Here is a 26,551-nt window from a genome sequence, read left to right on the forward strand (position 1 = left end):
CTGTCGAAGGGCGGCCCCTGCGGGTCGCCATGATCGGCTACGGCTTCATGGGCGCCGCCCACTCGGTCGGGTGGCGCCAGGCGCCGCGGATGTTCGATCTGCCGGTCGACGTCGAGATGGCGGTGGTCGTGGGGCGCAACGCCGACGCCGTCGCCACGGCCGCGCGCCGCTGGGGCTGGGCGGAGTCGGCCTCCGACTGGCGCGAGGTCATCGCGCGCGACGACATCGACATCGTCGACATCGTGACTCCGGGCGACTCGCACGCCGAGATCGCGATCGCAGCGCTCCAGGCCGGCAAGCACGTGCTCGTCGAGAAGCCGCTGGCCAACACCGTCGCCGAGGCGGAGGCGATGGCGGATGCTGCCGCCGCGGCCGACGACGGTGTGCGCGCCATGGTGGGCTTCACCTACCGTCGCGTGCCCGCCGTCACGCTGCTGCGCGACCTCATCGCGGCGGGCAAGGTCGGCCGCGTGCAGGAGGTGCGCGCGTCGTACCGGCAGGACTGGCTCGTCGACCCCGAGACGCCGCTGGCCTGGCGCCTGCAGAAGGAGCACGCCGGCTCCGGGGCCCTGGGCGACATCGGCGCCCACATCATCGACATGACGCAGTTCGTGACGGGGCAGTCGGTCGCCGCCGTCTCGGGCACGGTCGAGACGATCGTCACCCAGCGCCCGCTGCTGGGCGCCGGCTCTGGGCTGTCGGGCACGGCCGCCGAGGGCTACGGCGAGGTGACCGTGGACGACGTCGCGCTGTTCACCGGGCGCCTGGACGGCGGCGCACTCGTCTCGTTCGAGGCCACCCGCTTCGCGACGGGACGCAAGAACGCGCTCGCGATCGAGGTCTCGGGCGACAAGGGAGCTCTGCGGTTCGAGCTCGAAGACCTCAACACGCTGCAGTTCTACGACCGCACGGCCCCCGCTGAGCTGCAGGGGTTCACCCGCATCCTCGTCACCGAGTCCGCGCACCCGTACGTCGCCGCGTGGTGGCCGGCCGGGCACGTGCTGGGGTACGAGCATGGGTTCGTGCACCAGGCCAAAGACCTCGTCGAGGCGATCGCGGGCGGCACCGCCCCGCATCCGTCGTTCGCCGAGGGGCTGGCGGTGCAGCGCGTGCTCGACGCCGTCGAGCAGAGCGCGGCAGACGACTCGCGGTGGGTGCGCATCGAGGCGCACCAGCCGGCATCCGCATAGATCAGGAGAGAACGACGATGGCACGACCGATCACGCTGTTCACGGGCCAGTGGGCCGACCTGCCGTTCGAGGAGGTGGCCAGGCTCGCCGGCGAGTGGGGCTATGACGGCCTCGAGATCGCGTGCTGGGGCGATCACATCGACGTGTCACGGTGGGACGACGAGGCGTATGTGCAGTCGCGCCGCGACATCCTCGAGCGCAACGGGCTGAAGGTGTGGACGATCTCGAACCACCTGGCGGGGCAGGCGGTGTGCGACGACCCGATCGACGAGCGTCATCGCGACATCCTGAACGACCGAGTGTGGGGCGACGGCGACCCGGAGGGTGTGCGGCAGCGTGCCTCCGAAGAGCTCAAGATGACGGCGCGGTTCGCCGCTGCGCTGGGGGTGACCACGGTCACAGGCTTCACGGGGTCGTCGATCTGGAAGGCCGTGGCGATGTTCCCGCCGGCCAGCGATGAGTGGATCGCGGCGGGCTATCGGGACTTCGCCGACCGCTGGCACCCGATTCTCGACGTGTTCGAAGAGGTCGGGGTGCGGTTCGCGCTCGAGGTGCACCCGTCGGAGATCGCCTACGACTACTGGACGGCGAAGGCGACGCTGGATGCCATCGGGCACCGGCCGTCGTTCGGCATCAACTTCGACCCCTCGCACTTCAAGTGGCAGCAGCTGGACCCGGTGGCGTTCGTGCTCGATTTCGCCGACCACATCTTCCACGTGCACGTGAAGGAGTCGGTCACGAACCTCGACGGGCGCAACGGCGTGCTCGGGTCGCACCTGCCGTGGGCCAACCCCCGCCGCGGGTGGACTTTCGTGTCGACTGCGCACGGGCAGGTGCCGTGGGAGCCGCTGTTCCGCGCGCTGAACGCGATCGGCTACGACGGGCCCACCTCGGTGGAGTGGGAGGACGCCGGCATGGACCGGCTGCAGGGCGCCCCCGAGGCGCTCGCCTTCGTGCGCAGGCTCAACGCCATCACCCCGCCCGCCGCCGCCTTCGACGCGGCCTTCTCGACCAAGGCCGAGTGAGGTGGCGGGCGTGCTGAACGTGCTGATCCTGTCGGGGCACATGACCCGCGAGCACGACAACGAGTTCCGCAGCTTCCGTCAGCACAACCAGTGGCTGACGACGCTGCTCGAAGACACCGGGCGCTTCCGCGTGCGCGTCGTCGAAGACCCCCGGGGCCTGGGCGCCGAGATCATCGACAAGTACGACGTCGTTATCGTCGTGTTCGAGGGCCGCGACGGCTATCACGACAAGGCGGTCGGCTTCGGCGCCGAGACCGACGCGGCGCTGCTGAAATTCGTGCACGGCGACGGCAAGGGCATCGTGTGGTTCCACGGCTCGGCCGCGCAGGAGGACTCCTGGGGCTACCCCGAGGAGTACAACGTGATGCGCGGGGCCAAGCTCAGCGCGTTCGAGACCGGCCTGCGCCCCCGGCCGTGGGGAGAGGCGCAGCTCGACACGGTCGAGCCGCGGCACGCGATCACCGAGGGGATCAGCGCCAGGTGGACCGTCACCGGCGACGACATCCTCACCGGCGTCGAGATCTACGACGGGGCGCGGGTGCTGCTGACGACCTTCGACGACCTCGAGTCGTACGAGCGGGCGCCGGTCTGGCCCATGTCGCACTATCCCGTCGACATCCCGCCCGAGGGCATCGCGGCCCTCCCCGGCATGAACACCGATCAGCCCATCGCCTGGATCAACGAGTACGGCGCCGGCCGCTCGTTCACCATCACGATCGGCCACGACATCGACACGTTCCGGCGCATCGAGTTCATCCGCATGTTCCCGCGCGGGGTGGAGTGGGCCGCCACCGGCGAGGTGTCGCTCGAGGGCCCGGACCGCCGCGGCGAGCGGCGCTTCCTGCCCTGGCCCTACTACAACCACGAGGGCTGACGGGCACTGCGCTGGGGCGTCACCTGCGACGCCCCAGCGCGGCCTGCGCCAGCGCGAGGTGCGCGCGGGTCATCTCGGCGGGGTCGTCGTCGAGCCATTCGTGGCCACCCCATTCGCTCGTGAGGGTGCCGGCGTAGCCGGCGGCCCGCAGCAGCTCGCCGAACTCCGCGATCGGCCGGGAGATGCGGCCGTCGCGGTCGTCGAGGTCCCAGAACTTCAGATGCACCCCGCCGACCAGCGGCGCGATGCCGGCGAGGTCGGCAGCATCCGATCGCCCGAAGCGCACCAGCAGGTTCATGAAGAGCGTGTGCACGGGGCCGGGCACTGCGCCTGCCCGCAGCAGGCCGACGACGGCCTCCAGGGTCTCGGGCGCGCGCCACTGCTCGGCGAGTTCGGCGATCAGCGCAGCGGGCACGCCGCCCGCGGCGAGGGCATCGAGGTAGGTGATCGGCAGCGCCGGCATGAGCATGCTGATGTCGACGAGCAGGCGCACGCGCGGGTCGTCGAGGGCGGCGACCGCGGCGTAGTCGGCCGCGTGCGGCGAGGTGGGCGACTGCTGGCCCTGCACCTCCTCGTAGAGGGTGACCTCGAGTTCGTGGAGGATCGGCAGCAGCCGAGCGGTGAGCTCGGGGCCTGCCTGGCCGATCGGCAGGCGGATGCCGTCGGCACCGAGTCGGTGCGCCGCGCGCACCTGGGGGAGCAGGAACGCGAGCCGCTCGCTCTCGGTGCGCCGGTGCGTGGCGTCGCGCCAGTCGTCGATGCTCGCGCCGACGATGCTCACGCGGCCGCCCGCGTTCGTGAGCTGTTCGCGGAAGTGGTCGACCTCGGCGTCGGAGGGGACGGGGAACGAGCGCCACAACTGGCCGAGCTCCACCTCGATCACCGGCGCGATGCCGGCCGAGACGACGCCGGCGGCGATCTCGGTCGAGCCGCGGTGTGCGCGGATGACGTCGGGCGTCCAGTTGAAGGCGCTGGCGGTGAGGGTCCATTCGGCGGGCATGGCGGGCTCCAGGTTCAGGCGACGTCGCGCGAGACGGACGGAACGGATGCGGCAGCGTCGAGATCGAGCTCGCGTGCGGCGTGGAAGGGGAGGGCCAGTGGCGCATCGGGCCCTGCCGACAGGTAGGGGATGACGAGGCGGAACGACACGGTCACCGCATGGCGCCCCGGTGCGAGCGCCGTCGTGCCGTGCACGACCAGGCGGTCTTGAACGAACCACCACCCCGGTTCGGCTTCGAGGTCTGACACGGCGACGCGGCGGGTGCCGAGCGCCGCCTGCATCCGGTCGATCTGCACCCCGTCGATCGTCACGGCGAGTCCGTCGAGGCTCGCGAGGGGGAGCGAGCGGATCCACGGCAGCGAGAGTCGGAGCGCGAAGCCGTCGGACGTGGAGGTGAGCGCGTCGTCGCGCAGGATCTCGAGCACAGCGCCGTCCTTCGGGTCTTTAGATCCGAAGATACCGGCTTATGTCGAATTATGGAAGAAGTGTCATGCGGCCGACGTGACCCCGTCGACCGTCGGCCGGCCGTCGGCGAACCACCGAGGGAAGGTGCGTTCGAACAGCTCTTCTCGGGCGAGTTCGGCGCCGCCGCGCAGCGGCTCGCGCACGTCGTCGACGGAGTTGACGATGCTGAGGTCGCGCGTGGCCAGCGGCAGCGACAGCTCGTAGACGCGCTGGCGGATCTCGGCGAGAAAGAGCTCACCGGCTGCGGCGACGGCCCCGCCGATGACGATGAGCCCGGGGTTGAACATGTTGACCATCGTCGCGATCGCCTCGCCCACGACGCGGGCCGACTGCTGCACGAGGGTGATCGCCAGTGCGTCTCCGTCTTCGGCGGCGCGCGCGATGACCTCGGGGGTCAGCGCGTCGCCCTGCTCGTGGCGGCGGGCGAGCGTGCCGGCGGCGCCCGCGGCGACGGCGGCCTCGGCGTCGCGCACCAGCGCCCAGCCTCCGGCCACGGCCTCGAGGCATCCGATCTTTCCGCAGCGGCACTGCGCGTCGGAGTCGCGCACGCGCACGTGCCCGATGTCGCCGGCCGCACCGTTCGCGCCGCGGTGGATGCGCCCCTGCGAGAGCAGGCCCGCGCCGATGCCTGAGCCGACCTTGCAGTAGATGAGGTCGGCGTTCTCGTCGTGGCGGCGGGCGCGCTCGCCGAGCGCGAGGAGGTTCACGTCGTTGTCGACCCAGACCGGGGCGTCGAAGCGCTGCTCGAACCGGCGGCGCACCTCGAAGCCGTTCCACCCCGGCATGATCGGCGGGGCGACGGGGCGGCCCGTCTCGAAGTCGACGGGGCCCGGCACGCCGACGGCGACCGCCCACACCGGCTTGTCGGGATTGCGGGCGAGCAGCTCGTCGATCATGCCGAGCGCGTGGTCGAGGGTGTCGGCAGGGCCGCGGGCGATGTCCCATGCGGAGTGCGCGTGATCGAGCACGTCGCCGTCGAGGTCGGCGATGCCCACGTTGATGTGCAGCGCGCCGAATGCGCAGATCACGATGCGGGCCTGCTCCGCGCGGAAGCGCAGCGTGCGCGGGGCGCGGCCTCCCGACGACGGGCCGAACTCGCCGTCTTCGAGAAACCCCATCTCGATGGCGCGGTCGACGCGCTGCGTGATGACCCCGCGGCCCAGACCCGTGACCCGGCCGATCTCGGGGCGGGTGCTCGCTTCGCCGGTGCGCACCATGTTGACGATGCGCAGCAGGCTCGTCACTTCGTCGGTCTGGGCGCCGAAGCGCAGGGTCGACTCACTGGCCATGCTTGATTCTGACACAAGTATGTCGAATCGAGACGTCATTAGACGCAAACTATGGTTCCCTGGTTCGTCGCTTATGTATGCTTTGGTCAAAAGTTCGGAGGGTGCGATGAGGCACGGAGTCGGGGTCATCGGAGCGGGTCCGGGCGTGGCCGCCCTGCACCTGCCGACGATCGCGCGCGTCGGCGACCGGCTCGAGGTGGTGCACATCTCCGACGACGGCAGCGGCCGGGCGGCCGGGCTCGCCGCGCGCAGCGGCGCCCGCGCGTCCGCCGGCGCAGCCGAGCTGCTCGCCGACCCGGCCGTCGAGGTCGTTGCCGTCTGCGGGCCGCCGCACACGCACGCCGAGCACGTGCGGGCCTCCGTCGCGGCCGGAAAGCGTGCGGTGTTCTGTGAGAAGCCGCTCGCCCTCGATCACGCCGAGGCGGCCGAGGTGATCGAGGCCTGCCGCGCTGCCGGCACGGCGCTGATCGTGGGGACCAACCATCTCTTCGACGAAGCCTGGGGGAGGGCCCGGCATCACATCATGGCCGGGGGCGACGACGTGCGCTCGATCGCGATCACGGTCGCCCTGCCGCCGAACGGTCCACTGCATGAGCTGGTGACCGAGTTCACCTCCACCTCGGCGCCGCCTGCCCGGCCTGCCCCCGACTGGAGCGACGCCGCCGTCGCCGCGGCCGTCGTGCGTCAGCTGCTGCTCGGGCTCGGCATCCACGACCTGCCGCTGGTGCGCGATCTGGCGCCGGCCTTCGAACGCGTCGTGTTCGCGCGCCCCGTGCCGCCGATCGGCTACGCGGTCGGCTTCGTCGCCTCGGGGGTGACCGTGACCCTCTCGGCCGTGATGCTTCCCGACGGCCCGGAGGCGCTCTGGCGGATGCAGGTCGGCACGTCGCGCGATCTCGTGCAGCTCGACTTCCGCCCGGCCTTCGTGCACGACGGCACGGCGCGCGTGCGGGTGCGCACGCCCGACGGGAGGGTGACGGAGTATTCCAGCGAGGGCGAAGACGGCTACGTCGCCGAATGGCGGGCGCTGGTCGCTCTTCTCGACGGCGCCGACGCCGTGGAATACGACGAGCTGCTCGCCGACGCGCAGTTCGCGATCGACCTCGCGGATGCCGCATCCGCTCTCCTTGCGCAGGGCCGGTCATGATCGGGGTGCTCGCCGCGCAGTCGCGCTACCGCGAGGCGATCGCGGAGCTGCCGTTGTCGGCGCGGGCGGCGAGCGAGCCTGAGGGTGCCGTAGTGGTGGTCGACGGCACGCCGGGCTGGACCGCGCGGGCCGAGCAGGCGGTCGCGGCCGGCGCGCGGGCGGTGGTCGTGGACTCGCCCGTGGCCGAGGCGGACGAGTGGATGGCCGCGCTCGTGCACGGTGCGGGCGCGGTGCCGGTCGTGCTGGAGCGTCCAGGGCTGCGCGCCGACCTCGCTGCCGATGTCGCGGCGGTGCGGGGCGCCGGGGTGCCGGGGGTGCGGGCGGATGCGGTGGCCGAGGCCGCGGGAGGTGCGCGGGTGCGGGGCGCGGGACTCATGCTCGCGGCGCACGTGTGCGCGGCGGAGGCCGACCTGGCGGGAGTCGTGGCCGATGCGGTCGGATGGCTGCGCGTTCTCGCCGGCGATGCGCTCGTCGTCTCCGCCGGCGAGATCTCGGGCCGCGGCGGCGCCGTGCTGCTCGAGACGGAGCGGGAGCGGATCGCCGCGACGCTGACGGTGACCGTGCTCGCGGGCGCCGACGCGGGCTGGCGGCTGAGTGCGGGTGCCTACGGCACGACGCGCATCGAGGTCGACCTCGATGCGGCGGCTCGGCGCTCCCAGGTGTCGGTGTCGACCAGGAGCGGGCGGCTCGTGCTGCCCGCGCGGCGGGAGACGAGCGCGAGGCTCGCCCTGCGCCGCGCGATCACCGCCGCCGAGCAGGGCTCGGCTCCCGACATGGACCTGGCCGACCTCGCGGGGCTGCGGCACGACCTGCACCCGCTCGCCCTGCTGCGCTGACCCTCGCGAGTCGCGCGCCATGTGGCGCACATGAGGCCCTCGAGCGGGCTCGACCCCGCCATGTGGCACACCTGGCAGAAAGGGGCCGCCGAGCGAGGTGCGCCATGTGGCACACATGAGGCCCTCGAAGGGCTCCGAGCCCCACAGGTGTGCCACATGGGCAAGGGGCAGATGGGCAAGGGGCAGAGGTGCCGACGGTCAGAGGCGAAGAGGAGCGGAGGCTACAGCCCGACGGCCAGCGGCCACCCGGTGTAGGCCTCGGCGAGGTAGGTCTGGCCGGCCTCCGACTCCACGACGGTGCGCAGCTCGCCGAGCTGACGACGACGGTCGAAGTCGCTGGCATCGGGCGCGACGTGCAACATGCTCGTCATCCACCACGAGAAGTGCTGCGCCTTCCAGATGCGCTGCGAAGCGACCTCGGCGTACTCGTCGAGCAGCCGCTCGTCGCCCTCGAGCAGCAGCGCCTGCAGCGCCTTGTTCAGCACGAGCACGTCGGCGATGGCCAGGTTCATGCCCTTCGCGCCGGTCGGCGGCACGGTGTGCGCAGCATCCCCCACGAGAGCCGCCCGGCCATGGCGCAGCTCGTGCGCGACGAAGCTGCGGAACCGCAGGATGTCGCGCTGGAAGATGTGCCCCTCTTTGAGGGTCGTGCCGGGCACGCGCTTCTGCAGCTCTTCCCACAGCTGCTCCTCGCTGAGCGCGGCGGGGTCGGCCTCGGGATCGCACTGGAAGTACATGCGCTGCACGGTGTCGCTGCGCTGCGAGATGAGGGCGAAGCCGTCGGGGGAGTTGCTGTAGATCAGCTCGTCCGCGCTCGGCGGGGCCTCGCACAGGATGCCGAACCACGCGAACGGGTACTCGCGGAAGTATCCGCCGGTCGACGACCCGGTCACGGCGGCGCGCACGACCGAGCGCGAGCCGTCGGCGCCGACGACGAAGTCGGCCTCGATCTCGAGCGGCTGCCCCTCGGCATCGGTCGCGAACACGACGGGGGTCGCGGTGTCGGCGCCCTCGACGTGGTCGGCGGTGACGCCGAAGCGGATGTCCTGCCCCGCCGCCGTGCGGGCGGCGAGCAGGTCTTTGAGCACCTCGTGCTGCGGGTAGAGCCAGACGCTGCGGCCGACGTGCTTCTGGAAGTCGATGCGGTGCCCGGCGCCCGCGAACCGCAGCTCGATGCCGTCGTGGCGGTGCCCGACGGTGCGCGCGCGACTGTGTTCGCCGATCGAGTCGAGCACCTCGACGGTGCCCTGCTCGAGGATGCCGGCGCGGATCGTGGTCTCGATCTGCTCGCGGGTGCGGTTGTCGATGACGATCGACTCGATGCCGGCGCCCGCCAGCAGGTGCGAGAGGAAGAGTCCGGCGGGGCCGGCGCCGACGATGGCGACGCGGGTGCGGATGCGGGTCATGCGGTGTCTCCTTCGACGGATGCTGCCCCCGATTGTCTCCGTTCGGCTCCGCCGCTGCGCCGTCTTGCCCGTTGAACGGGAAGTGATGCACGGTGAGCGGTGCGAACACCTGAGGCTAGAGCCGCCGGGCGCCGGAGAGGGCGCGCTCGATGTCGTGCGCGGCGCGGTAGAGCTCGAGGAGCGCGGGCTCGGTGGGGGCCTCGCGCGGCAGCACGACCGAGAGGGCGGCGACGACGGCGCCCGTCTCGTCGCGCAGCGGCACGGCGACTCCGGTCGAGACGGCTTCCATCGAGCCGGGGGCGACGGCGTGGCCGAGCGTGCGCACCTCGTCGAGTTTGCGGCGCAGCATCCGCGGGTCGGTGATGGTCTCGGCGGTCAACGCGACCAACGGCCCGGTCAGTACGCGCTCCTGCAGCTCGCGCGGGGCGAAGGCGAGCAGCAGCAGCCCCGACGACGAGGCGTGGAGCGGCAGCCGCCCCGCGACGCGGGTGACGTTGGCGCCCGATGCCGTGCCGCTGAGGCGCTCGAGGAACAGCGCCTCGTCCTGCTCGAGGATCGCCAGCTGCGTGTGCTCGCGCACGCGCTGCTGCACGCGCTCCATGAACGGGAGCGCGAGCTGGCGCAGCCGCAGCGCGGGCGACGAGCGCGTCGCGAGCTCCCACAGCCGCATCCCGATGCGGACGCGGCCGTCTTCGCCGCGCTCGAGTAGGCCCGCGGCGACGAGCTCGGCGACGATGCGGTGCGCCGACGAGCTCGGCAGGCCCGCGCGTCGGCCGATCTCGGCGGTCGTCTGCGCCGTGCGCGTCGGGGTGAACGTCTCGAGCACCCGCACGAGCCGGTCGGTCACCGAGTCGCCGGTCGGGGAGTTCGCCACGAGGCGAGTGTGCCACAGCATCCCGTTCAATGGGATGCTGTGGCACCTCGTCGCGTCAGGCGCCCGCCACCTTGAGGGCTGCCGCCAGCCATGCCCGCGCCCGTGCGTTGTACTTGCGGGCCACCGAGGTGCCCGGCGCGAGCGACTCGAACGCGTGCGGGCCGCCGTGCACGACGTCGAGCGTCGTGTCGACGCCGGCGGCCAGCAGGCGCTCGGCGTACGCCCGGTCTTCGTCGAAGAACAGCTCGACGTCGCCGGTGCCCACCCACGCGGCGGGCAGGCCCGCGAGGTCGTCGCGGCGGCTCGGCGCGGCGTATGCCGGCACCCTCGCGGCGCCCGCCTTCCCGACGTAGGCATTCCACCCGGCGAGGTTCGACCGGTTGTTCCACAGGAAGTGGCGGATGCCGTCTCGCGAGCGATCGGCCGCCGTGCGGTCGTCGAGCATGGGGCAGAACAGCCATTGCGCCGCCGGCTGCACCCCGCCCTCGTCGTGCACCCGCAGCACGAGGCCCGCAGCGAGTCCGCCGCCGGCGCTCTGGCCGCCGATCGCGATGCGGGATGGGGCGACGCCGAGGTCGGCGGCGTGCGCGAGCAGCCACTCCCACGCCGAGTGGCAGTCGTCGAGCGGCGCGGGATACGGATGCTCGGGCGCGAGGCGGTACTCGGCCGAGACCACGACGAGGCCGAGGTCCGCCGCGAGTTCACCGCAGCGGGCGTGATCCTGCGCTGCCGCGCCGATGACCATGCCGCCGCCGTGGATCCACAGGAGGGCCGCGCCCGAGGGTGCGGCGGGTCGGAATACGTGCGCACCGGAGCCTTCGCCGAGGGCGACGAACTCCCGCGTGACGCCCTCGGGCGGCTGCGGAGGGCGCATCATGCCGGTGCCCGCGCGGGCGAGTCGGCGCTGCCAGCCATGGGTCACCGGCGGTGTCGGAAACCAGCGGTAGGTTCGGCGCAGCTCGGGGTGCAGGTCCCCGACGGACAGGCGGGAGGTCACGCTCAGCGCGCCGCCGCCATCGCGGCGCGCACGCCCGCGACGGCGCCGCCGTCGACGAGCAGGTCGGTGCCGGTGACGAAGGTCGCGTCGGGGCCGAGCAGGAACGCGGCGGCCGCGGCGATGTCGCCCGGGGTGCCCAGGCGCCCCGTGGCGGAGCCCGAGATCATCTGCCGCATCTGCGCGCCCGACTCGCTCGCCAGCTCCTGCTGCCCCATGGGCGTCGAGATGATGCCGGGGCTGATGCTGTTGACCCGCGCTCCGTGACGGCCCCACTCCAGGCTCGCCGCCTGCACGCGCAGCTGGTTGGCGCGCTTGGCGAAGCTGTAGGCGGCGCCCGGGTTGGGCACGGCCTCGCCCTGCAGGAACGGCAGGTCGAGCAGCTGCGCGGTCGGCGTGGAGGCGAGGGCGCCCTCGAGCTCAGCGGGCATCTGCATCGCCGCCATCGTGCCGGCCATGCTGGCGATGACGACGCCCGCGCCGCCGGGCGCCATGACGGGTGCGAACACGTCGAGGGTGTGCGCGACGCCGAGCAGGTCGACGCTGAGGATCGCCGGGGTGGGCGCCTGCGCGGGCGAGAGGCCCGCCGTGTGCACGACGCCGCGCACGGGGCCGAGGGCTGCCGCCGTGTCGGCCAGGGCGGTGACCGACTTGAGCGACGACACGTCGACCTTCGCCGTCTCGACGTCGAAGCCGTCGCCCGACAGGGATGCCGCCACGCGCTCGAGCAGCTCTTCGTTGAAGTCGCCGAGCAGCAGCTTCCTGCCTGAGCCCGAGCGGCGTGCGATGGCCTCACCCATGCCGCCGACGCCGATGATGACCAGAACGTCATCCACCATGGTGATCACTTCTCCTCTGAAGCAGACGGTGTTATGAGACACTGTGTCTCGTTATGGCTGACTCTACCCCCGGGACCGATGGGCGCGCTATGAATGCGCGCCGCGGTCGCCCGCGCAGCGAGCAGGCGCGGCTTGCGGTGCTCGACGCCGCCGTCGACCTGCTGCGGGCCGACGGCTACGACCGCCTCACGATCGACGCGGTCGCCACCCGCGCCGGCGTCGGACGCCAGACGATCTACCGGTGGTGGGGCTCGAAGGCCTCGATCGTGGCCGAGGCGGTGCTCGAGGGGCGCATCAGCCTCGGCGGGCCGGCGATCGTCGACACGGGCGACCTGCGAGCCGACCTCCGCGGATGGACGCGTGCGCTCGTGGCTGCGGCCGGCGACGCCGAGGAGCAGGCCGTGATCCGGGCCCTCACCGCTGCGGCCGCGGACGGCGGAGCGGATGCCGATGCCCTCTACCGTCGGCTGACCTCACCGGGGCACGAGGCACTCGTGACGCGCCTCGCCGCCGGCGCTTCCGACCCGACCGACCCGCGCCTCCACTCCGCCGCCGACGCCGTGTTCGGCACGGTGCTCTACCGCGTGCTCACGGGGGCCCCGATGACCCCCGACGCCGCCGATGCGCTGACCGGACTGCTGCTGACGGGCCTCGACGCCCCATCCTGAGGTTGACTGGACCCACCGCGAAGCGAAGGAGTAGGTCATGAAGATCGGCATCGTCATCGGGTCCATCCGCGAGGGCAGGAAGGGCCGCAGCGTCGGCGAATGGGTGCACGCCGTCGCCGACGAGAACGGCGGCGCCGAGTTCGAGCTGATCGACCTCAAGGAGTTCGAGGTGCCGCTGCTGACGGCATCCGTCAACCCGGCTGCGGCGAACCGGCAGTACGACTCGCCGAATGTGCGCCGCTGGAGCGCGGCGATCGACGCGTGCGACGGCTTCGTCTTCGTCACCGCCGAGTACAACCACGGCGTGCCCGGCGCCTTCAAGAACGCCGTCGACTCGCTCGGGCCGGAGTGGATGGGCAAGCCCGTCGCCTTTGTCTCGTACGGATCGGTCGGCGGCGTGCGCTCTGTCGAGCAGTGGCGTCAGATCATCGCGAACTTCTCGATGATCGGCGTGCGCGCGCAGGTGACCCTCTCGAACTTCACCGAGTTCGACGGCGCGCAGGTGACGCCGGGCGACCGCAAGCCCGACGACCTGCGCACCGCCCTCGACCAACTGCTCGCCCTGGGCACAGCTGACTGAGGTTTCGCGCGACACGCGGGCGGCGGATGCTGCAGCCCGGCGTGTCGGCGAAGATCTCAGCGATCTGTGCGCGAAGGCGCCCCCGGCTCAGCGGCTGATGACCTTCGGTGCCGCCACGGCCTTGAGGCCCTGCACGCCGAACTCCATGCCGTAGCCGGAGGCCTTGATGCCGCCGAAGGGCACGACGGGGTTGAGGCCGCCGTGGCCGTTGATCCACACGGTGCCGGCCTGCAGGCGCTTCGCGACCTCGACGGCGGCGTCGACGTCGGCCGACCACACCGAGGCGCCGAGGCCCTGCTCCGACGCATTGGCGCGGGCGACCGCGTCGTCGAGGTCGGTGTAGCGGATGACGGGGATCGCGGGGCCGAACTGCTCCTCGTCGACCAGCCGGGCGCCGTCTTCGATGTCGGCGACGACGGTCGCGCGGTAGAAGAGCGGCCCGAGCTCGGGCGCGGCGGAGCCGCCGGTGACGATGCGGGCGCCGCGCGCGCGAGCGTCGTCGACCAGGTCGCGCACGATGTCGAACTGCTTCTCGTTCTGCAGCGGCCCGAGCACGTTGCCGGCGTCGAGGCCACGGCCCATCGGCATCTGCGCCGCCATGCCGGCGAGTGTGTCGACGACCTCGTCGTAGACCGAGTCGTGCACGTAGAGGCGCTTGAGGGCGGCGCAGGTCTGGCCGGTGTTGATGAAGCAGCCCCAGAACAGGTTCTCGGCGATCGCCGCGACGTCGGTGCCCGGCAGCACGATGCCGGCGTCGTTGCCGCCGAGCTCGAGGGTGAGGCGGGCGAGGTTGTGCGCCGAGGCCTCGACGATGCGCCGGCCGGTGGCGGTGGAGCCGGTGAACATGATCTTGTCGAGGTCGGGGTGCGCGGCGATCGCGGCGCCCACCTCGCGGTCGCCCGAGATCGCGGTGAGCACGCCGGCGGGCAGGTGTCGGTTGTAGATCTCGACGAGGGCGAGCACCGACAGCGGCGTGTACTCGCTCGGCTTGACGACGACCGTGTTGCCCATGCGCAGCGAGGGCGCGATCTGCCAGACGGCGATCATCATCGGCCAGTTCCACGGGCCGATCGCGCCGACCACGCCCAGCGCGTCGTAGTGGATCTCGGCCCGCGCGGGGCCGTCTTCGAACACGACCTCGGGCTCGAGCTCGGTGTCGGCGGGAACCCGCGTCCACACGGCGCACGCGCCCACCTCGAAGCGGGCGTTGGGGCCGTCGAGGGGCTTGCCCTGCTCGCGCGAGAGCAGCACCGCGAGCTCTTCGGCGTTGGCCTCGAGATCGTCGGCGATCGCGTGCAGGATGCGCGAGCGCTCGGCGTGGCCGAGCGCGTTCCACGCCGGCTGCGCGGCCCTGGCCGCAGCGATCGCGGCGTCGAGGTCGGCCACGGAGTGCACCGGCGCGTAGCCGATCGTCTCGCGCGTGGCAGCATCCGGAATCGCCCGACCCTGCCCCTCATCGACGGTGACGGCGTCCAGCAGCGATGTCGTGACAGTCATGTGATCCTCCTCGATCGACCTCGTTCCTCGATTCTCGGATCGACGGATGCTGCGCGGTTGCCGATCCGCGCAGCCGCATTGTCTGCGGGCGCGCAGTCGCAGAGCGCAGTCAGGCGTGCTCGGCGCGCACGGCGCTGGGCGGCACGCCGAAGTGCGCGCGGAAGGTGCGGCTGAAGTGGGCGGGCTCGACGAAGCCGTTCGAGAGGGCGATCGCGGTGATGGAGCGGTGCGCGTGCTGCGGGTTCACGAGTTCGTCGTAGCAGCGCTCGAGCCGGCGGGTGCGGATGACGGTCGAGACGGTCGTGCCCTGCTCGCTGAAGAGGGCATGCAGGTGGCGTACCGAGATGAAATGCGCCGCGGCGAGCTGCCCGGGGGAGAGCTCGGGGTCGCCGAGGTGCTCGTCGATGTGATCGAGGATGCGGCGCATGAGGGTGTCGTGGCCGCCCGCGGCCGGGGCGGGGCCGAGGTTGGCCTCGAGGAGCGTGCCGACCATGTCGACGGCGGTGCGGAACAGGCGACGGGCGACGTGCCCGTCGAGGTCGGCGGCGTCGCGGGCGAGCGAGGCGAGGTAGGGGCGGATCATCGCGCCGACGCCGCCCGCGCCGTCGAGGCGCGTCGCGGTGAGTCGTCCGACCGTCTCGGCGGGGATGTCGAGCAGCACTTTGGGGAACATCACGACCGACATGTGCATCGCCTCGTCGAAGAGGAGCGAATAGGGCCGGTCGGTGTCGTAGATCGCCATGTCGCCGGGGCCGAGGGCGGTCTCGCGGCCGTCCTGCACGATGAGCCCCGTGCCGCGCTCGATGAGCGAGAACTTGAAGTAGCGCTGCGGGGCGCGCGCGATGAGCCCGGGGGTGCGGTGCACCGAGTGCTGGTCGGCGGAGATGCCGAGCACGTGGATGTCGCCGGTGACCGATGCCGTCAGCGCGCCTGCGAAGCCGTCGACCTTGCCGCTGTGCACGTCGAGCGAGACGACGGCATCCGAGACGGCGTGCCGGTAGGCGGTGAAGTCGAGAGCGGGCTCCGCGGGAGCGGGGCGTCGGTCGGGTGTCTGAGAGTCAGATATCTGGGACATGGGCTCACCTCGTCGTGGCCAGATCGTATACGATCGCGAGTCTACCACGCATGCCCGCTGAGACAAGGTCTCTGCCCGCGTGGGCAACTCCGCTGCACGGGCCCTCGCCACGATGAGGCGAGGGTGAACCCGTCCCCCTGCATCGAAGGAGCTGCCCATGTCTGCCCCCACCACCGCCACGACGCGCACCGACGCGCATCGCCGGCTCGGTGTCTTCGCCGTCGCGTTCATGATCGTCGCGGCATCGGCACCTCTCACCGTCATCGCGGGAGGCTCGACGAGCGCCTTCTCGGTGACCCACGTGCTCGGCATCCCGTTCGGCTTCATCCTGCTGGCCGCCGTGCTCGCGGTCTTCGCGATCGGCTACGCCGCGATGAGCCGGTTCATCACCAACGCCGGCGCCTTCTACTCCTACGTGTCGCAGGGCATCGGGCGCCCGGTCGGCGTCGGCGCGTCGATCCTCGCGCTCATCGCCTACAACGCGATGCAGATCGGCATCTGGGGCATGTTCGGCTTCCAGGTGTCGTCGTTCATCGAGTCCAAGACCGGCTGGGCCTCGCCCTGGTGGGTGTGGGTGATCGTCGGCATCGTCGTGGTCGGCATCATGGGCGTCAACCGCGTCGACCTGTCGGCGAAGGTGCTGGGTGTGCTCGTCGCCCTCGAGTTCCTCGTCGTCATCGTCTTCGACGTCGTCGCGTTCGCCAACCCCACCGAGGGCTTCACGGCCGAGCCGGTGAGCCCGAGCGCCCTGTTCGTCCCGGGCGTCGGCGCCGCACTCGCCTTCGGCATCGCCGCCTTCATGGGCTTCGAGTCGGCCGCGATCTACGGCGAGGAGTCGAAAGACCCCAAGCGCACCATCCCGCGCGCGACCTTCCTCGCCGTCGCCGTCATCGGTGTCTTCTACACGATCTCGTCGTGGGCGCTGTCGCTCGCGATCGGCCAGCAGAAGATCCTCGCCCCCGACGGCATCACCCCCGAAGAGGCCGGCCCGCCGCTGTTCTTCAACTTCGTCTACGCGGCGCTCGGCGAGATCTGGGTCGACATCATGTCGGTGCTGTTCATCACGAGCGTCTTCGCCGCCGTCGTCAGCTTCCACAACGCCGTCTCGCGCTATTCGTTCTCGCTCGGCCGCGAGGGTGTGCTGCCCAAGGCCCTCGGCACCGTGCGCATCAGCAGCGGCGCCCCGTGGACGGGTTCGCTCGCGCAGTCGGTCACGGCCCTCGTCGTGATCGTCGCCTTCGCGATCGGCGAGCTCGGCTGGGATCCGGCCAACGGCCCCTTCGCGGTGCTGACGCTGTTCACGTGGCTCACCAACCTCGGCGCGTTCGGCCTCGTGCTGCTGATGACCCTCGTCTCGCTCGCCGTCATCGGGTTCTTCCTGAAGAACCCGCGCGACGTGGGCGTCGGCAGCCGCATGGTGGCGCCGGTCGTCTCGTTCCTGGCGCTCGCGATCGTGTGGATCCTCATCCTCATGAACTGGGACGTGCTGCTCGGCCAGGCGCAGTCGACGCCGACGACCTTCATCCTGCCGGCGGTGATCCTCGTGCCCTCGATCGGCGCCGTCTTCTGGGCGCTGTGGCTGCGCAAGACCAAGCCCGACGTGTACCGCCAGATCGGCCACGGCACCGACGACGATGTGGCCCCGCACCTGGGCTCCGAGCCGGTCGGGGTCTGACGACCGAAACGCAGAACGGGGGCGGATGCTGCAGCATCCGCCCCCGTTCCGTTGCGCGTCAGTGGGCGCAGGTGCAGGCCTCGCCCTGGCCGCAGCCGCCGTCTGCGACGGTGTGCGCCTGGCTCGACTCGGGGATGTCCATCGCGGGGTTGACGTCGAGGAAGCCGTAGGGCTTGAACCAGAACCCGGCGTAGTCGACCGGCATGATGGGCCAGTCCTCGGGGCGGGGGATGTGGGTGAGGCCGAAGGTGTGCCACAGCACGAGGTCTTCGCCGTCGATCGAGCGGTCGTCTGCCGTGTACGCGGGAAGCCCCGCCCCGCCCTGGTGGGCGTTGGGGTAGCGGCCGGCCGGCCAGCGCTCGTCGCGGTCGTAGGCGGTGGCCCACAGGTGCTTGGTGGCGAAGGCCGCGCGGGCGGCGACCGTCGAGGCCGGGTCGGCCATCAGCAGCGCCGTCGGCTGCGGGATGAGGTGGTACGCGGTGGGCTTGCCGATGTAGTTGGTCTTCGACGCCGAGCGCACCTCCCACACCCGAGCGACGGTGGCGTCGGCCTCGCGCTGAGCCTCCTGCTCGGTGCGCAGCGTCGTCTCGGTCCACGTGAAGGCGTTGCCGAACGGGTTCTCGTCGCCCATCGGGATGCGGGCGGCGTCGATCTCGACGAGGCGGTTGTCCTCCCCGTCGATCGCGACGTCCAGGCGCGCCGAGAAGAGGTGCTGATGTACGGGGGCGAACACGCCTGGGGCGATCTCGGAGGCATGCCGGTTGGTCGAGCCCGGCAGGCCCGCGCCGACGAACACGATGCCGGTCGCCTTGGCCTCGAGCTGGATCGAGCCGTCGAGGTAGAAGTACCAGTAGAAGCCGTAGTCGTAGTTGCCGATCGTCGAGAAGTACGAGACGACGAGGCGCCGAGAGCGCCGCACGTGCGAGCCCACAGGGCCCTGCTCGGTGTGCTTGAAGAGGATGCCGTAGTCCTCTTCGTGCATGCACACGACGTTCGGGATCTGCATCGGGTGGCCCTGGTCGTCGGCGACGTAGCCGTCGAAGTAGCGGATGACGCCGAGGCAGTCGCAGCCGAGCTCGAGGTGGTTCGCGTTCTTGCCGAGGAGGTACTCGCCGGCGTCGAAGTAGCTGATCCAGAAGCGGGTGCTGCTGGTGTCGCCGTAGGGCACGACCATCTCGGGCACGCTCGCGCGGGCGAGAACCGGGCGGTCGTCGAAGCGCACATCGTGCAGCACGAGGCCCTCGCGGGCGTTGAAGTCCACGCGCAGCGACCAGTTCTCCCACTGCACGTGGTGTCCGTCGACGCGGAAGCTCGGGCCCTCGGGCTGGGTGATCTCGATGGGCTTGAGGGTCTCGCGGGCGGGGCCCACGGCATCCGCCGTGTACCTGCCGCTGCCGGCGGGCACCGGCACGTCGCCGTCGTCTTCGATGCCGATGACGGTGCCGGCGACGAGGTCGATGTGCACGATGAGGCCCTCGACGGGGTGCGCCCAGGGGATGTCGTCTTCGCTGTCGCGCAGGAACGTCAGCGACCGGATCACGCGCCTGCCTACTTCGTTCTCTCGACCGACGAAGCCCGGGGCCAGCGGGGAGCAGAACGCGAGCTCCATGCGGTCGGCGAGGCCCCGGCGGGTCATAGCCGCCCGCCACTCGGGGGAGGCCTTGACGATGTCGGCGGCGCGGTCGTAGTCCTCGAACAGGTACTGCGGCTGGCCGTAGGGGGCGCTCGCCGAGTCGTGCCCGCGCACCTCGACGACCTCGCCGCGGGTGATCGAGACGATCGCCTCGCTGGTCGCGCCGGTGGCCGTGTCGAGCAGCGTCACGTCGACGCGGCGGTCGAGCGGCGTGCCGGGGTGCCACGCGGCGAGCTCTTGCTTGGCCGGCTCGTCGGGCAAGAGCATCGGCACCCGCACGGTGTCGCCCAGCATCCCGGCCGCCACGAGGATCTCGCGGGCGCGGGCGATCTCGGTCGCCGTCAGCGGATCGAGCGGATGCTGCGGCGCCGGCCCGCCGACCGCGGTCAGCGGAATGAGGTCGGGGTTCTGCGGGTGGTCGTGGGTGTGGTCGTGCGACATCGGAGTCCTCCTGTCTCTCAGCCTGCGCCCCCGGCCCGGCCGCGGGTTGCCCTCTCGTGCAGGCCTCGTGCCCGCCCGTGCACCCCTGTCGGTCGCCGGTCGGCGCCCGTGCACGGCTGAGGGAGATGTTCGGCGACACGCGGGCGGCGGATGCTGCCGCCCGGCGTGTCGGCCACGACCTCCGTCAGGTGTGCGCGGGGCGGGTCAGTACGAGGCGTGGGTGGCGGCGTCGCCGCCGGTCCAGCGGGCGGCGAGGGCTTCGGAGCCGCGGGCGAGCAGGGCCACGTCGGCCCCGACGAGCACGAAAGCCGCACCCTCGTCGAGGTACGACTGCGCCACGGCGGGGTCGAACGCGTTGACGCCGACCGGCTTTCCGGCCGCGCGCACGGCGGCGAACGCGCGCAGCACGGCGGCGGTGACGTCGGGGTGCGTCTGCTGCCCGAGAAGGCCGAGGGATGCCGCGAGGTCGCTCGGCCCGACGAACACGCCGTCGACGCCGTCGACCGCGGCGATCTCGGCCGCGTTGTCGACGCCTTCGGCCGTCTCGATCTGCACGAACAGCGAGACGTGCGCGTCGGCGCTGCCGAGGTAGTCGTCGACGCGGTTCCAGCGGGCCGAGCGGGCCAGGGCCGATCCGACGCCGCGCCGCCCTCGGGGCGGGTAGCGCACCGCATCCACCGCCTGCTGCGCCTCATCGGGAGTGGAGATCATCGGCACCAGCAGGTTCTGCGCGCCGAGGTCGAGCACCTGCTTGATCGTGACGACGTCGCCGATCGGCACCCGCACGACGGAGGTCGTCGGGTAGCCCGACGCGGCGTGCAGCTGGGCGAGCACCGACTCGAGCGAGTTGGGGGAGTGCTCCATGTCGATGAGCATCCAGTCCATGCCGGCCCCGGCGCAGATCTCGGTCACCAGCGCCGAGCCGGTGCATGCCCAGATGCCGGCGAGCGGGCGGGATGCGGCGGCCAGGTCGTCGCGGAAGGTCGAGCTCAGACGAAGCGACATGTGATGGTTCCCATCGGTCCGTAGTCGGCCAGCACGTCGTCGCCCCGGCTCACCCACATGGGCCGGGTGAACGACCCGGCGAGGATGATCTCGCCCGCCTCGAGTCTGGCACCGTGCTGGTGGAACTTGTTCGCCAGCCACGCGACGCCGGTCGCGGGGTGGCCGAGCACGCCGGCGGCGACGCCGGTCTCGCAGACCTCGCCGTTCTTGCTCAGCACTCCTGGCACCCAGGGCAGGTCGACCTCGTCGACGCGGCGACGGGTGTCGCCGAGCACCATCGCCCCGTAGGCGGCGTTGTCGCTGATCGTGTCGACGATCGTGCGGCCCTCGAGCTCGATGTGCGAGTTGAGCACCTCGAGGGCGGGCACGACGTAGTCGGTGGCGGCCAGGGCGGCCTCGAGCGTGCAGTCGGGGCCCTCGAGCGGCGCCTTCAGCACGAAGGCGAGCTCGACCTCGATGCGCACGTTCGAGAAGTGGTCGACGGGGATCTCGGCACCGGAGGCGTAGACGGTGTCGTCGAACATGACGCCGTAGTCGGGCTCGGTGATGCCGGTCGCCTGCTGCATCGCCTTGGAGGTCAGGCCGATCTTGCGACCGACGATGCGGTGCCCCGCCGCCTGGCGCTGGTCGCGCCACAGCCCCTGGATCGCGTACGAGTCGTCGATCGTCGCGTGCGGGTAGCGCGCCGTGATGCGCTCGATGACGCCGTGGGTGCGATCGGCCTCGGCCAGCTCGGCCGCGATCTGCGCGATCTCGTCTGCTGTCAGCATCCTGTCTCTCCTCCTTCGGCCCCTCATCGGTTACGGTCACGACGCGCCGCGGGGGTCGCGCCCTCGCACGGCGCGTCGTGACCGTAAACGGATCGGGGGTCAGAGCTGGTGGCCGAGCTTGTACTCGCCCTGCTTGTACTCGGGCATCGAGTCCTCGCCCTGGCGGGTGTACGAGAAGCCGTCGGCGCCGATCGTCACCGCCATCTCCGAGCTGTCGGTGCGGGCGACGACCGGCTGCGGGTTGCCGTCGAGGTCGAGCACGAGCGACGCGTCGGTGTACCACGAGGGCACGACCGGGGTACCCCACCAGTCGCGGCGCTGGTTGTCGTGCACGTCCCACGTGACCACGGGGTTGTCGGGGTCGCCGGTGTAGTAGTCCTGCGTGTAGATCTCGACGCGGTGGCCGTCGGGGTCGCGCAGGTACAGGTAGAACGCGTTCGAGACGCCGTGGCGGCCGGGGCCGCGCTCGATGGCGTCGCTGCGGCGCAGCGCCCCGAGCTTGTCGCAGATGGCGAGGATGTTGTGCTTCTCGTGGGTCGAGAAGGCGACGTGGTGCATCCGCGGGCCGTCGCCGCCCGTGGTGGCGGTGTCGTGCACGGTGGGCTTGCGGCGCATCCACGCCGCGTAGACGGTGCCCTCTTCGTCCTGGATGTCTTCGGTCACGCGGAACCCGAGGTCCTGGTAGTGCCGCACGGCGCGCGGCACGTCGGGGGTGACCTGGTTGAAGTGGTCGAGGCGCACGAGGGCGCCGGGCGTGTAGAGGTCGTAGCGCCAGGCGAGGCGCTCGACGTGCTCGGTCGCGTAGAAGAACTCGTAGGGGAAGCCCAGCGGGTCGACGACGCGCACCGAGTCGCCGATGCCCTTGACGAACCCGTCGGGGTTGCGCCGCACATCGCAGCCGAGCTCGGTGTAGAACGCGACGGCGCGGTCGAGGTCTTCCGGCGTGCGCACGCGGTAGCTGAACGCGGCGACGGCGGCGACCGGCCCCTGGCGGAGCACCAGGTTGTGGTGGATGAACTCCTCGATCGAGCGGAGGTAGATCACCGAGTCGTCTTCTTCGGTGACCGTGAGCCCGAGCACGTCGACGTAGAACTCGCGGGAGGCGGCCAGGTCGGTGACCACGAGCTCCATGTAGGCGCAGCGCAGGATGTCGGGCGCGGGGGAGGAGGGGGTGGCGACCGGGTTGTCGGAGTGGATCGGCGCCTCCTGCGAGACGTAGAAGCCCGACGAGGTCTTGGTCATTTCATCGCGGTTGGTCATGTCAGCGTCCTTGCTTGTCGTGGTCGATGTCGGGGCGTTTCGTCTCGCTTCGCTCGCTCAACGCTCGGGCGTTGAGCGAGGAGCGAAGCGACGAGACGAAACGCATCACTGCTTGCCGAAGGTGGGGTTGTGCACCTTGCCGAGTGTGATGTGCACCGCCTGCTGGTCCGTGTAGAAGTCGATCGAGCGGTAGCCGCCCTCGTGTCCGAGCCCCGAGGCCTTGACGCCGCCGAACGGGGTGCGGAGGTCGCGCACGTTGTTGGAGTTGAGCCACACCATGCCGGCCTCGACGTTCTGGGCGAAGTTGTGCGCCCGCTTGAGGTCGTTGGTCCACACGTAGGCGGCCAGTCCGTACTTGGTGCCGTTGGCCAGGGCCAGAGCCTCTTCCTCGGTGTCGAAGGGGGTGATCGCAACGACCGGGCCGAAGATCTCCTCCTGGAAGATGCGCGCGGTCGGCGCGACGTCGGCGAACACCGTCGGGGCGACGAAGTTGCCGAACGCGAACCCTTCGGGCTGTCCGCCGCCGGCGACCAGGCGCGCCTCGCCCTTGCCGATCTCGACGTAGCTCATGACCTTATCGAAGTGCTCGGGGTGCACCAGTGCCCCCACTTCGGTGGCCGGGTCGTGCGGATAGCCGACCTTGACGCGCTTCGCCTGCGCGGCGTACCGCTCGACGAACTCGTCGTAGACCTCGCGCTGCACGAGGATGCGGCTGCCGGCGGTGCAGCGCTCGCCGTTGAGCGAGAAGACGCCGAAGATCGTCGCGTCGATCGCCTCGTCGAGGTCGGCGTCGGCGAACACGATCGCGGGCGACTTGCCGCCGAGCTCCATCGACAGTCCCTTGAGGAAGGGAGCGGCGTTGCCGAAGATGATCTGCCCCGTGCGGCTCTCGCCCGTGAACGAGATGAGGGGGACGTCCGGATGCTTCACCAGCGCGTCGCCGGCATCCTCACCGAGTCCGTTCACGAGGTTGAAGACGCCCTGCGGCAGGCCGGCCTCTTCGAAGATGCCGGCCCACAGCGAAGCCGACAGCGGCGTGAACTCGGCCGGCTTCAGCACGACGGTGTTGCCGGTGGCAAGTGCGGGCCCCAGCTTCCACGACTCCAGCATGAACGGCGTGTTCCACGGCGTGATGAGCCCCGCGACGCCGATCGGCTTGCGGTTGACGTAATTGATCTGGCGGCCGGGCACCTTGTAGGTGTCGTCGGCCTGCGCCACGATCAGGTCGGCGAAGAAGCGGAAGTTCTCGGCCGCGCGCCGGGCCTGGCCGAGCGCCTGCGTGATCGGCAGCCCCGAGTCGAACGACTCGAGCTCTGCCAGCCGCGCATCGCGCGACTCGACGATGTCGGCGATGCGGTGCAGGATGCGGGAGCGCTCGCGCGGCAGCATCCGCGGCCACGGCCCCTCGTCGAAGGCGCGCTTGGCGGCCGCGACGGCGAGGTCGATGTCGGCCTTCTTGCCGGCCGCGGCCCGCACGTAGACCTCGTTCGAGACGGGCTCGAGCACGTCGAACGTGTCGCCGTCGGTCGAGTCGACGAACGCGCCGTCGATGTAGTGGCGGATGCGGTCGGGCAGCTCTGCCGGCACGTGGCGGGTGTCGAGCGCGACGCCTTCGTGCGCTGCGCCCGCGGGCGTGGTGGTGTCGGTCATGGGTTCCTCCAGATCAGAAGGCGGGGAGGCCGAGGGCCTCGTCGGGGTGTTCGTGGATGAGGTAGGCGTCGAGCGTCGCCGAACGGTGGCGCCGGGCGGCCAGCTCGATGTCGCGCAGCGCCGCGCCGGTCTCGATGAGGCGCACGATCTCTTCGTGCTCCTTCACCGACTCCTGCGCGCGGCCGGGGACGAAGCTGAACGTCGAGTCGCGCAGGTGCCCGAGGCGCCCCCACTCGGCGTTCACGAGTTCGAGGATGCGGGGGTTCGCGCACTTGCCGAACAGCACGGCGTGGAACTCCTGGTTGAGCGCGGTGAACCGCCGAGGGTCGAAGTGGGCGAGCGTTTCGACCATGAGCTCGTTGACGGCGCGCGCCGCGCGCAGGTCATCGGCGGTGAGGCTGCGGGCGGCGAGGGCCGTCGCGGTGCCCTCGAGGATGCTCAGGGCCTGCATGCTGAAGCGGTACTGCGAGTCGTCGACCATCGACACCCGCGCGCCGACGTTGCGCTCGAAGGTCACCAGCCCCTCGGCCTCGAGCTGGCGGATCGCCTCGCGCACCGGCACGACGCTCATGCCGAGGTCGCTCGCGATCGAGCCGAGCACGAGCCGGTACCCGGGCGTGAACTCCTGCTCGACGATGCGCTGCTTGATCCACTGGTAGGCGCGCTGCGACTTGCTCAGTTCGACGGCGGTGGTCATCGGTGTGCCTCGTTTCGGGGGTCGGGGCGTCTCGTCTCGCTGCGCTCGCTCAACGACCGGGTGGGGGAGTCGGTCGACGCCTCGGCCTCGTAGCGGGCGCGCCACTGCGCGTTCGGGGGGAAGAGCCCGTCGACCGGGTGCCCTTCGGCCACGCGTGCGGCGACCCAGGCGTCTTCGTCCTCCTGAGCGAGGGCGGCGTCGACGACCTCTTCGACGATCCCCGGCGGGATCACGATGACGCCGTCGCGGTCGCCGACGATGACATCGCCGGGCTGCACGGCGGTGCCGCCGCAGGCGATCGTCAGGTCGGCGTCCCACGGCACGTGCCTGCGGCCGAGCACGGCGGGGTGGGCCCCGGCGGTGTAGACCGGAATGCCGACGGCGGTGACGGCATCCGCGTCGCGCACGCCGCCGTCGGTGACGATGCCGGCCGCACCCTGCGCGTGCGCACGGATCGCGAGGATGTCGCCGAGCGTGCCCGAGCCGGTCTCGCCGCGGGCCTCGATCACGATGACCTCGCCCTCGCCGACCGCGTCGAACGCGCGCTTCTGAGCGTTGTAGCCGCCGCCGTGGCTCGCGAAGAGGTCTTCGCGGTTGGGCACGAAGCGGAGGGTGCGGGCGAGGCCCACGAGCTTGGCCTCCGGATGCAGCGGCCGCACGCCGTCGATCGTGACGTTGTTCAGGCCCCGCTTGCGCAGCTGCGCCGACAGGCCCGCGACCGGCACGGCCTCGAGCTTGGCCCGCAGCTCGGCCGGGAGAGGGTCGGGGCGTTTCGGCTCGCTTCGCTCGCTCAACGACCGGGGGTCAGGAGCGGCGGAAGCACCGGTCGCCTCGCGAGGAGCGGAGCGACGAGACGAAATGCCCGCACCTGCCGGCGGGGTGGTGCCCCAGGCATCCGCCCGCTGGTTGTCGTCGACGGCCGGCAGCGACCCGAGCGACGGGTCGTAGGCGGGGCCGGCGCCCTGCACGACCGTCGTCACCAGGCGCCCCGAGGTGGGGCCTCCCGGCACATCCACCTCGACCTCGACGACGTCGCCGGGGACGATCACCGACGAGCCGGCGGGCGTGCCGGTGAGGATCACATCGCCGGGCTCGAGGGTGAAGTGCTGAGAGAGGTCGGCGACGAACTGGGCGAGGGGGAAGATGAGGCCCGCCGCCGTGTCGTCCTGCACGATCTCGCCGTTCACCCACGTGCGCAGCCGCAGGGATGCGGGGTCGACCGTGCGCGCGTCGATCAGGGCCGCGCCGATCGGGGTGAACCCGTCGCCGCCCTTGGAGCGCACGTTCGATCCCTTGTCGGGGGCGCGCAGGTCGTAGACGCCGAAGTCGTTCGCGGCGGTGACCCAGCCGACGTGGTCCCACGCCTCGGCGAGCGAGACGTGGCGGGCGGCGGTGCCGATGACGAGGGCGATCTCGCCCTCGAAGGCGAGCAGCTCGGTGCCGGCGGGGCGCTCGATCACGCTTCCGGTGGCCGAGACCGAGCTCGATGCCTTGAAGAAGTAGGAGGGGGCCCCGGGGCGGCGGCCGCGCTGGTCGGCGCGGGAGGCGTAGCTCAGGTGCACGGCGATGATCTTGCCCGGGCGCCCGGGCAGCCCCGAGAACCGCCCGTCGTGCGTGCTCTTGTCGTCCATTCACTCCCCGCCCTTGCGTCGTATTCGAAA

24 protein-coding genes are annotated in these 26,551 nt (G+C 71.4%); 8 read left to right on the forward strand and 16 right to left on the reverse strand.

The annotated features are described in order from the left end of the window. The first annotated feature begins 29 nt into the window (after positions 1–29). Genes OAW74_RS11595 through OAW74_RS11605 form a run of 3 tightly spaced genes read left to right on the forward strand, consistent with a single transcriptional unit; the run spans position 30 to position 3,089 of the window. Positions 30–1,190, forward strand: coding sequence for a Gfo/Idh/MocA family protein (locus OAW74_RS11595; protein WP_262874948.1), 1,161 nt, complete (start codon positions 30–32; stop codon positions 1,188–1,190). A gap of 17 nt (positions 1,191–1,207) precedes the next feature. Beyond that, entirely contained in the window at positions 1,208–2,215 is a 1,008-nt protein-coding gene (locus tag OAW74_RS11600; protein WP_262874543.1) for a sugar phosphate isomerase/epimerase family protein, read from the forward strand. A gap of 10 nt (positions 2,216–2,225) precedes the next feature. Next, a complete protein-coding gene (locus OAW74_RS11605) occupies positions 2,226–3,089 on the forward strand; it encodes a ThuA domain-containing protein (protein ID WP_262874544.1) in 864 nt (287 codons plus the stop codon). Between the two features lie 19 nt (positions 3,090–3,108). Here the strand turns inward: OAW74_RS11605 and OAW74_RS11610 are convergent, their stop codons facing one another. The 3 genes from OAW74_RS11610 to OAW74_RS11620 all read right to left on the reverse strand — a co-directional run bounded on the left by OAW74_RS11610 (position 3,109) and on the right by OAW74_RS11620 (position 5,843). Further along, entirely contained in the window at positions 3,109–4,089 is a 981-nt protein-coding gene (locus OAW74_RS11610; protein WP_262874545.1) for a restriction endonuclease subunit R, read from the reverse strand. Between the two features lie 14 nt (positions 4,090–4,103). After that, entirely contained in the window at positions 4,104–4,514 is a 411-nt protein-coding gene (locus tag OAW74_RS11615; protein ID WP_262874546.1) for a C-glycoside deglycosidase beta subunit domain-containing protein, read from the reverse strand. A gap of 63 nt (positions 4,515–4,577) precedes the next feature. Further along, positions 4,578–5,843, reverse strand: coding sequence for an ROK family protein (locus OAW74_RS11620; RefSeq protein ID WP_262874547.1), 1,266 nt, complete (start codon positions 5,841–5,843; stop codon positions 4,578–4,580). A 106-nt stretch (positions 5,844–5,949) separates the two neighbouring features. Here OAW74_RS11620 and OAW74_RS11625 point away from each other — a divergent pair, with 106 nt between their 5' ends. Next, entirely contained in the window at positions 5,950–6,990 is a 1,041-nt protein-coding gene (locus tag OAW74_RS11625; protein ID WP_262874548.1) for a Gfo/Idh/MocA family protein, read from the forward strand. Continuing rightward, positions 6,987–7,826 (forward strand): hypothetical protein, encoded by an 840-nt coding sequence (locus OAW74_RS11630; protein WP_262874549.1) that lies wholly within the window; start codon positions 6,987–6,989, stop codon positions 7,824–7,826. The genes OAW74_RS11625 and OAW74_RS11630 overlap by 4 nt, the downstream gene beginning before the upstream one ends. 221 nt (positions 7,827–8,047) lie before the next feature. Here OAW74_RS11630 and OAW74_RS11635 read toward each other — a convergent pair whose 3' ends face one another. The 4 genes from OAW74_RS11635 to OAW74_RS11650 all read right to left on the reverse strand — a co-directional run bounded on the left by OAW74_RS11635 (position 8,048) and on the right by OAW74_RS11650 (position 11,939). After that, positions 8,048–9,232: a 4-hydroxybenzoate 3-monooxygenase gene (locus tag OAW74_RS11635; protein ID WP_262874550.1), complete on the reverse strand. Its 1,185-nt coding sequence runs from the start codon at positions 9,230–9,232 to the stop codon at positions 8,048–8,050. Positions 9,233–9,347: 115 nt separating this feature from the next. Continuing rightward, the gene (locus tag OAW74_RS11640) at positions 9,348–10,106 is read right to left on the reverse strand and encodes an IclR family transcriptional regulator (protein WP_262874551.1); all 759 of its coding nucleotides are present in this window, start codon (positions 10,104–10,106) and stop codon (positions 9,348–9,350) included. Between the two features lie 55 nt (positions 10,107–10,161). After that, positions 10,162–11,103 carry an alpha/beta hydrolase gene (locus tag OAW74_RS11645; protein WP_262874552.1) on the reverse strand — a complete coding sequence of 314 codons (942 nt, stop codon included), beginning with the start codon at positions 11,101–11,103 and terminating at the stop codon, positions 10,162–10,164. A gap of 2 nt (positions 11,104–11,105) precedes the next feature. After that, positions 11,106–11,939, reverse strand: a complete 834-nt coding sequence (locus tag OAW74_RS11650; protein ID WP_262874553.1) for an SDR family oxidoreductase — start codon at positions 11,937–11,939, stop codon at positions 11,106–11,108. Between the two features lie 89 nt (positions 11,940–12,028). Here OAW74_RS11650 and OAW74_RS11655 point away from each other — a divergent pair, with 89 nt between their 5' ends. Both OAW74_RS11655 and OAW74_RS11660 read left to right on the forward strand, forming a co-directional pair. After that, positions 12,029–12,607, forward strand: coding sequence for a TetR/AcrR family transcriptional regulator (locus OAW74_RS11655; protein ID WP_262874554.1), 579 nt, complete (start codon positions 12,029–12,031; stop codon positions 12,605–12,607). A gap of 37 nt (positions 12,608–12,644) precedes the next feature. Next, positions 12,645–13,187, forward strand: a complete 543-nt coding sequence (locus OAW74_RS11660) for an NADPH-dependent FMN reductase (protein ID WP_262874555.1) — start codon at positions 12,645–12,647, stop codon at positions 13,185–13,187. Between the two features lie 87 nt (positions 13,188–13,274). On the opposite strand, the gene OAW74_RS11665 is transcribed toward OAW74_RS11660, so the two are convergent. Then, the gene (locus tag OAW74_RS11665; protein WP_262874556.1) at positions 13,275–14,684 is read right to left on the reverse strand and encodes an aldehyde dehydrogenase family protein; all 1,410 of its coding nucleotides are present in this window, start codon (positions 14,682–14,684) and stop codon (positions 13,275–13,277) included. 109 nt (positions 14,685–14,793) lie between these two features. After that, the gene (locus OAW74_RS11670; RefSeq protein WP_262874557.1) at positions 14,794–15,759 is read right to left on the reverse strand and encodes an AraC-like ligand-binding domain-containing protein; all 966 of its coding nucleotides are present in this window, start codon (positions 15,757–15,759) and stop codon (positions 14,794–14,796) included. A gap of 157 nt (positions 15,760–15,916) precedes the next feature. Here OAW74_RS11670 and OAW74_RS11675 point away from each other — a divergent pair, with 157 nt between their 5' ends. Beyond that, on the forward strand, positions 15,917–17,434 hold the full coding sequence (locus OAW74_RS11675) for an APC family permease (RefSeq protein WP_262874558.1): 1,518 nt from the start codon (positions 15,917–15,919) through the stop codon (positions 17,432–17,434). Positions 17,435–17,492: 58 nt separating this feature from the next. Here OAW74_RS11675 and OAW74_RS11680 read toward each other — a convergent pair whose 3' ends face one another. From OAW74_RS11680 to OAW74_RS11710, 7 genes are all read right to left on the reverse strand, one after another. Further along, entirely contained in the window at positions 17,493–19,508 is a 2,016-nt protein-coding gene (locus OAW74_RS11680) for a primary-amine oxidase (protein ID WP_262874559.1), read from the reverse strand. Positions 19,509–19,712: 204 nt separating this feature from the next. Continuing rightward, a complete protein-coding gene (locus OAW74_RS11685) occupies positions 19,713–20,513 on the reverse strand; it encodes an HpcH/HpaI aldolase family protein (RefSeq protein ID WP_262874560.1) in 801 nt (266 codons plus the stop codon). Then, complete coding sequence (locus OAW74_RS11690) at positions 20,498–21,283, reverse strand: 2-keto-4-pentenoate hydratase (protein ID WP_262874561.1); 786 nt, start codon at positions 21,281–21,283, stop codon at positions 20,498–20,500. The genes OAW74_RS11685 and OAW74_RS11690 overlap by 16 nt, the downstream gene beginning before the upstream one ends. Positions 21,284–21,382: 99 nt before the next feature. After that, complete coding sequence (gene hpaD, locus OAW74_RS11695) at positions 21,383–22,543, reverse strand: 3,4-dihydroxyphenylacetate 2,3-dioxygenase (protein WP_262874562.1); 1,161 nt, start codon at positions 22,541–22,543, stop codon at positions 21,383–21,385. Between the two features lie 105 nt (positions 22,544–22,648). Further along, positions 22,649–24,193: a 5-carboxymethyl-2-hydroxymuconate semialdehyde dehydrogenase gene (gene hpaE / locus OAW74_RS11700; RefSeq protein WP_262874563.1), complete on the reverse strand. Its 1,545-nt coding sequence runs from the start codon at positions 24,191–24,193 to the stop codon at positions 22,649–22,651. 13 nt (positions 24,194–24,206) lie between these two features. Beyond that, on the reverse strand, positions 24,207–24,890 hold the full coding sequence (locus OAW74_RS11705) for a GntR family transcriptional regulator (RefSeq protein ID WP_262874564.1): 684 nt from the start codon (positions 24,888–24,890) through the stop codon (positions 24,207–24,209). Then, positions 24,887–26,521: a fumarylacetoacetate hydrolase family protein gene (locus OAW74_RS11710; RefSeq protein ID WP_262874565.1), complete on the reverse strand. Its 1,635-nt coding sequence runs from the start codon at positions 26,519–26,521 to the stop codon at positions 24,887–24,889. Before OAW74_RS11710 ends, OAW74_RS11705 begins: the two co-directional genes overlap by 4 nt. Positions 26,522–26,551: the final 30 nt, after the last annotated feature.

The sequence above is a fragment of the Microbacterium fluvii genome (assembly GCF_025515205.1).
Lineage (GTDB): Bacteria > Actinomycetota > Actinomycetes > Actinomycetales > Microbacteriaceae > Microbacterium > Microbacterium fluvii.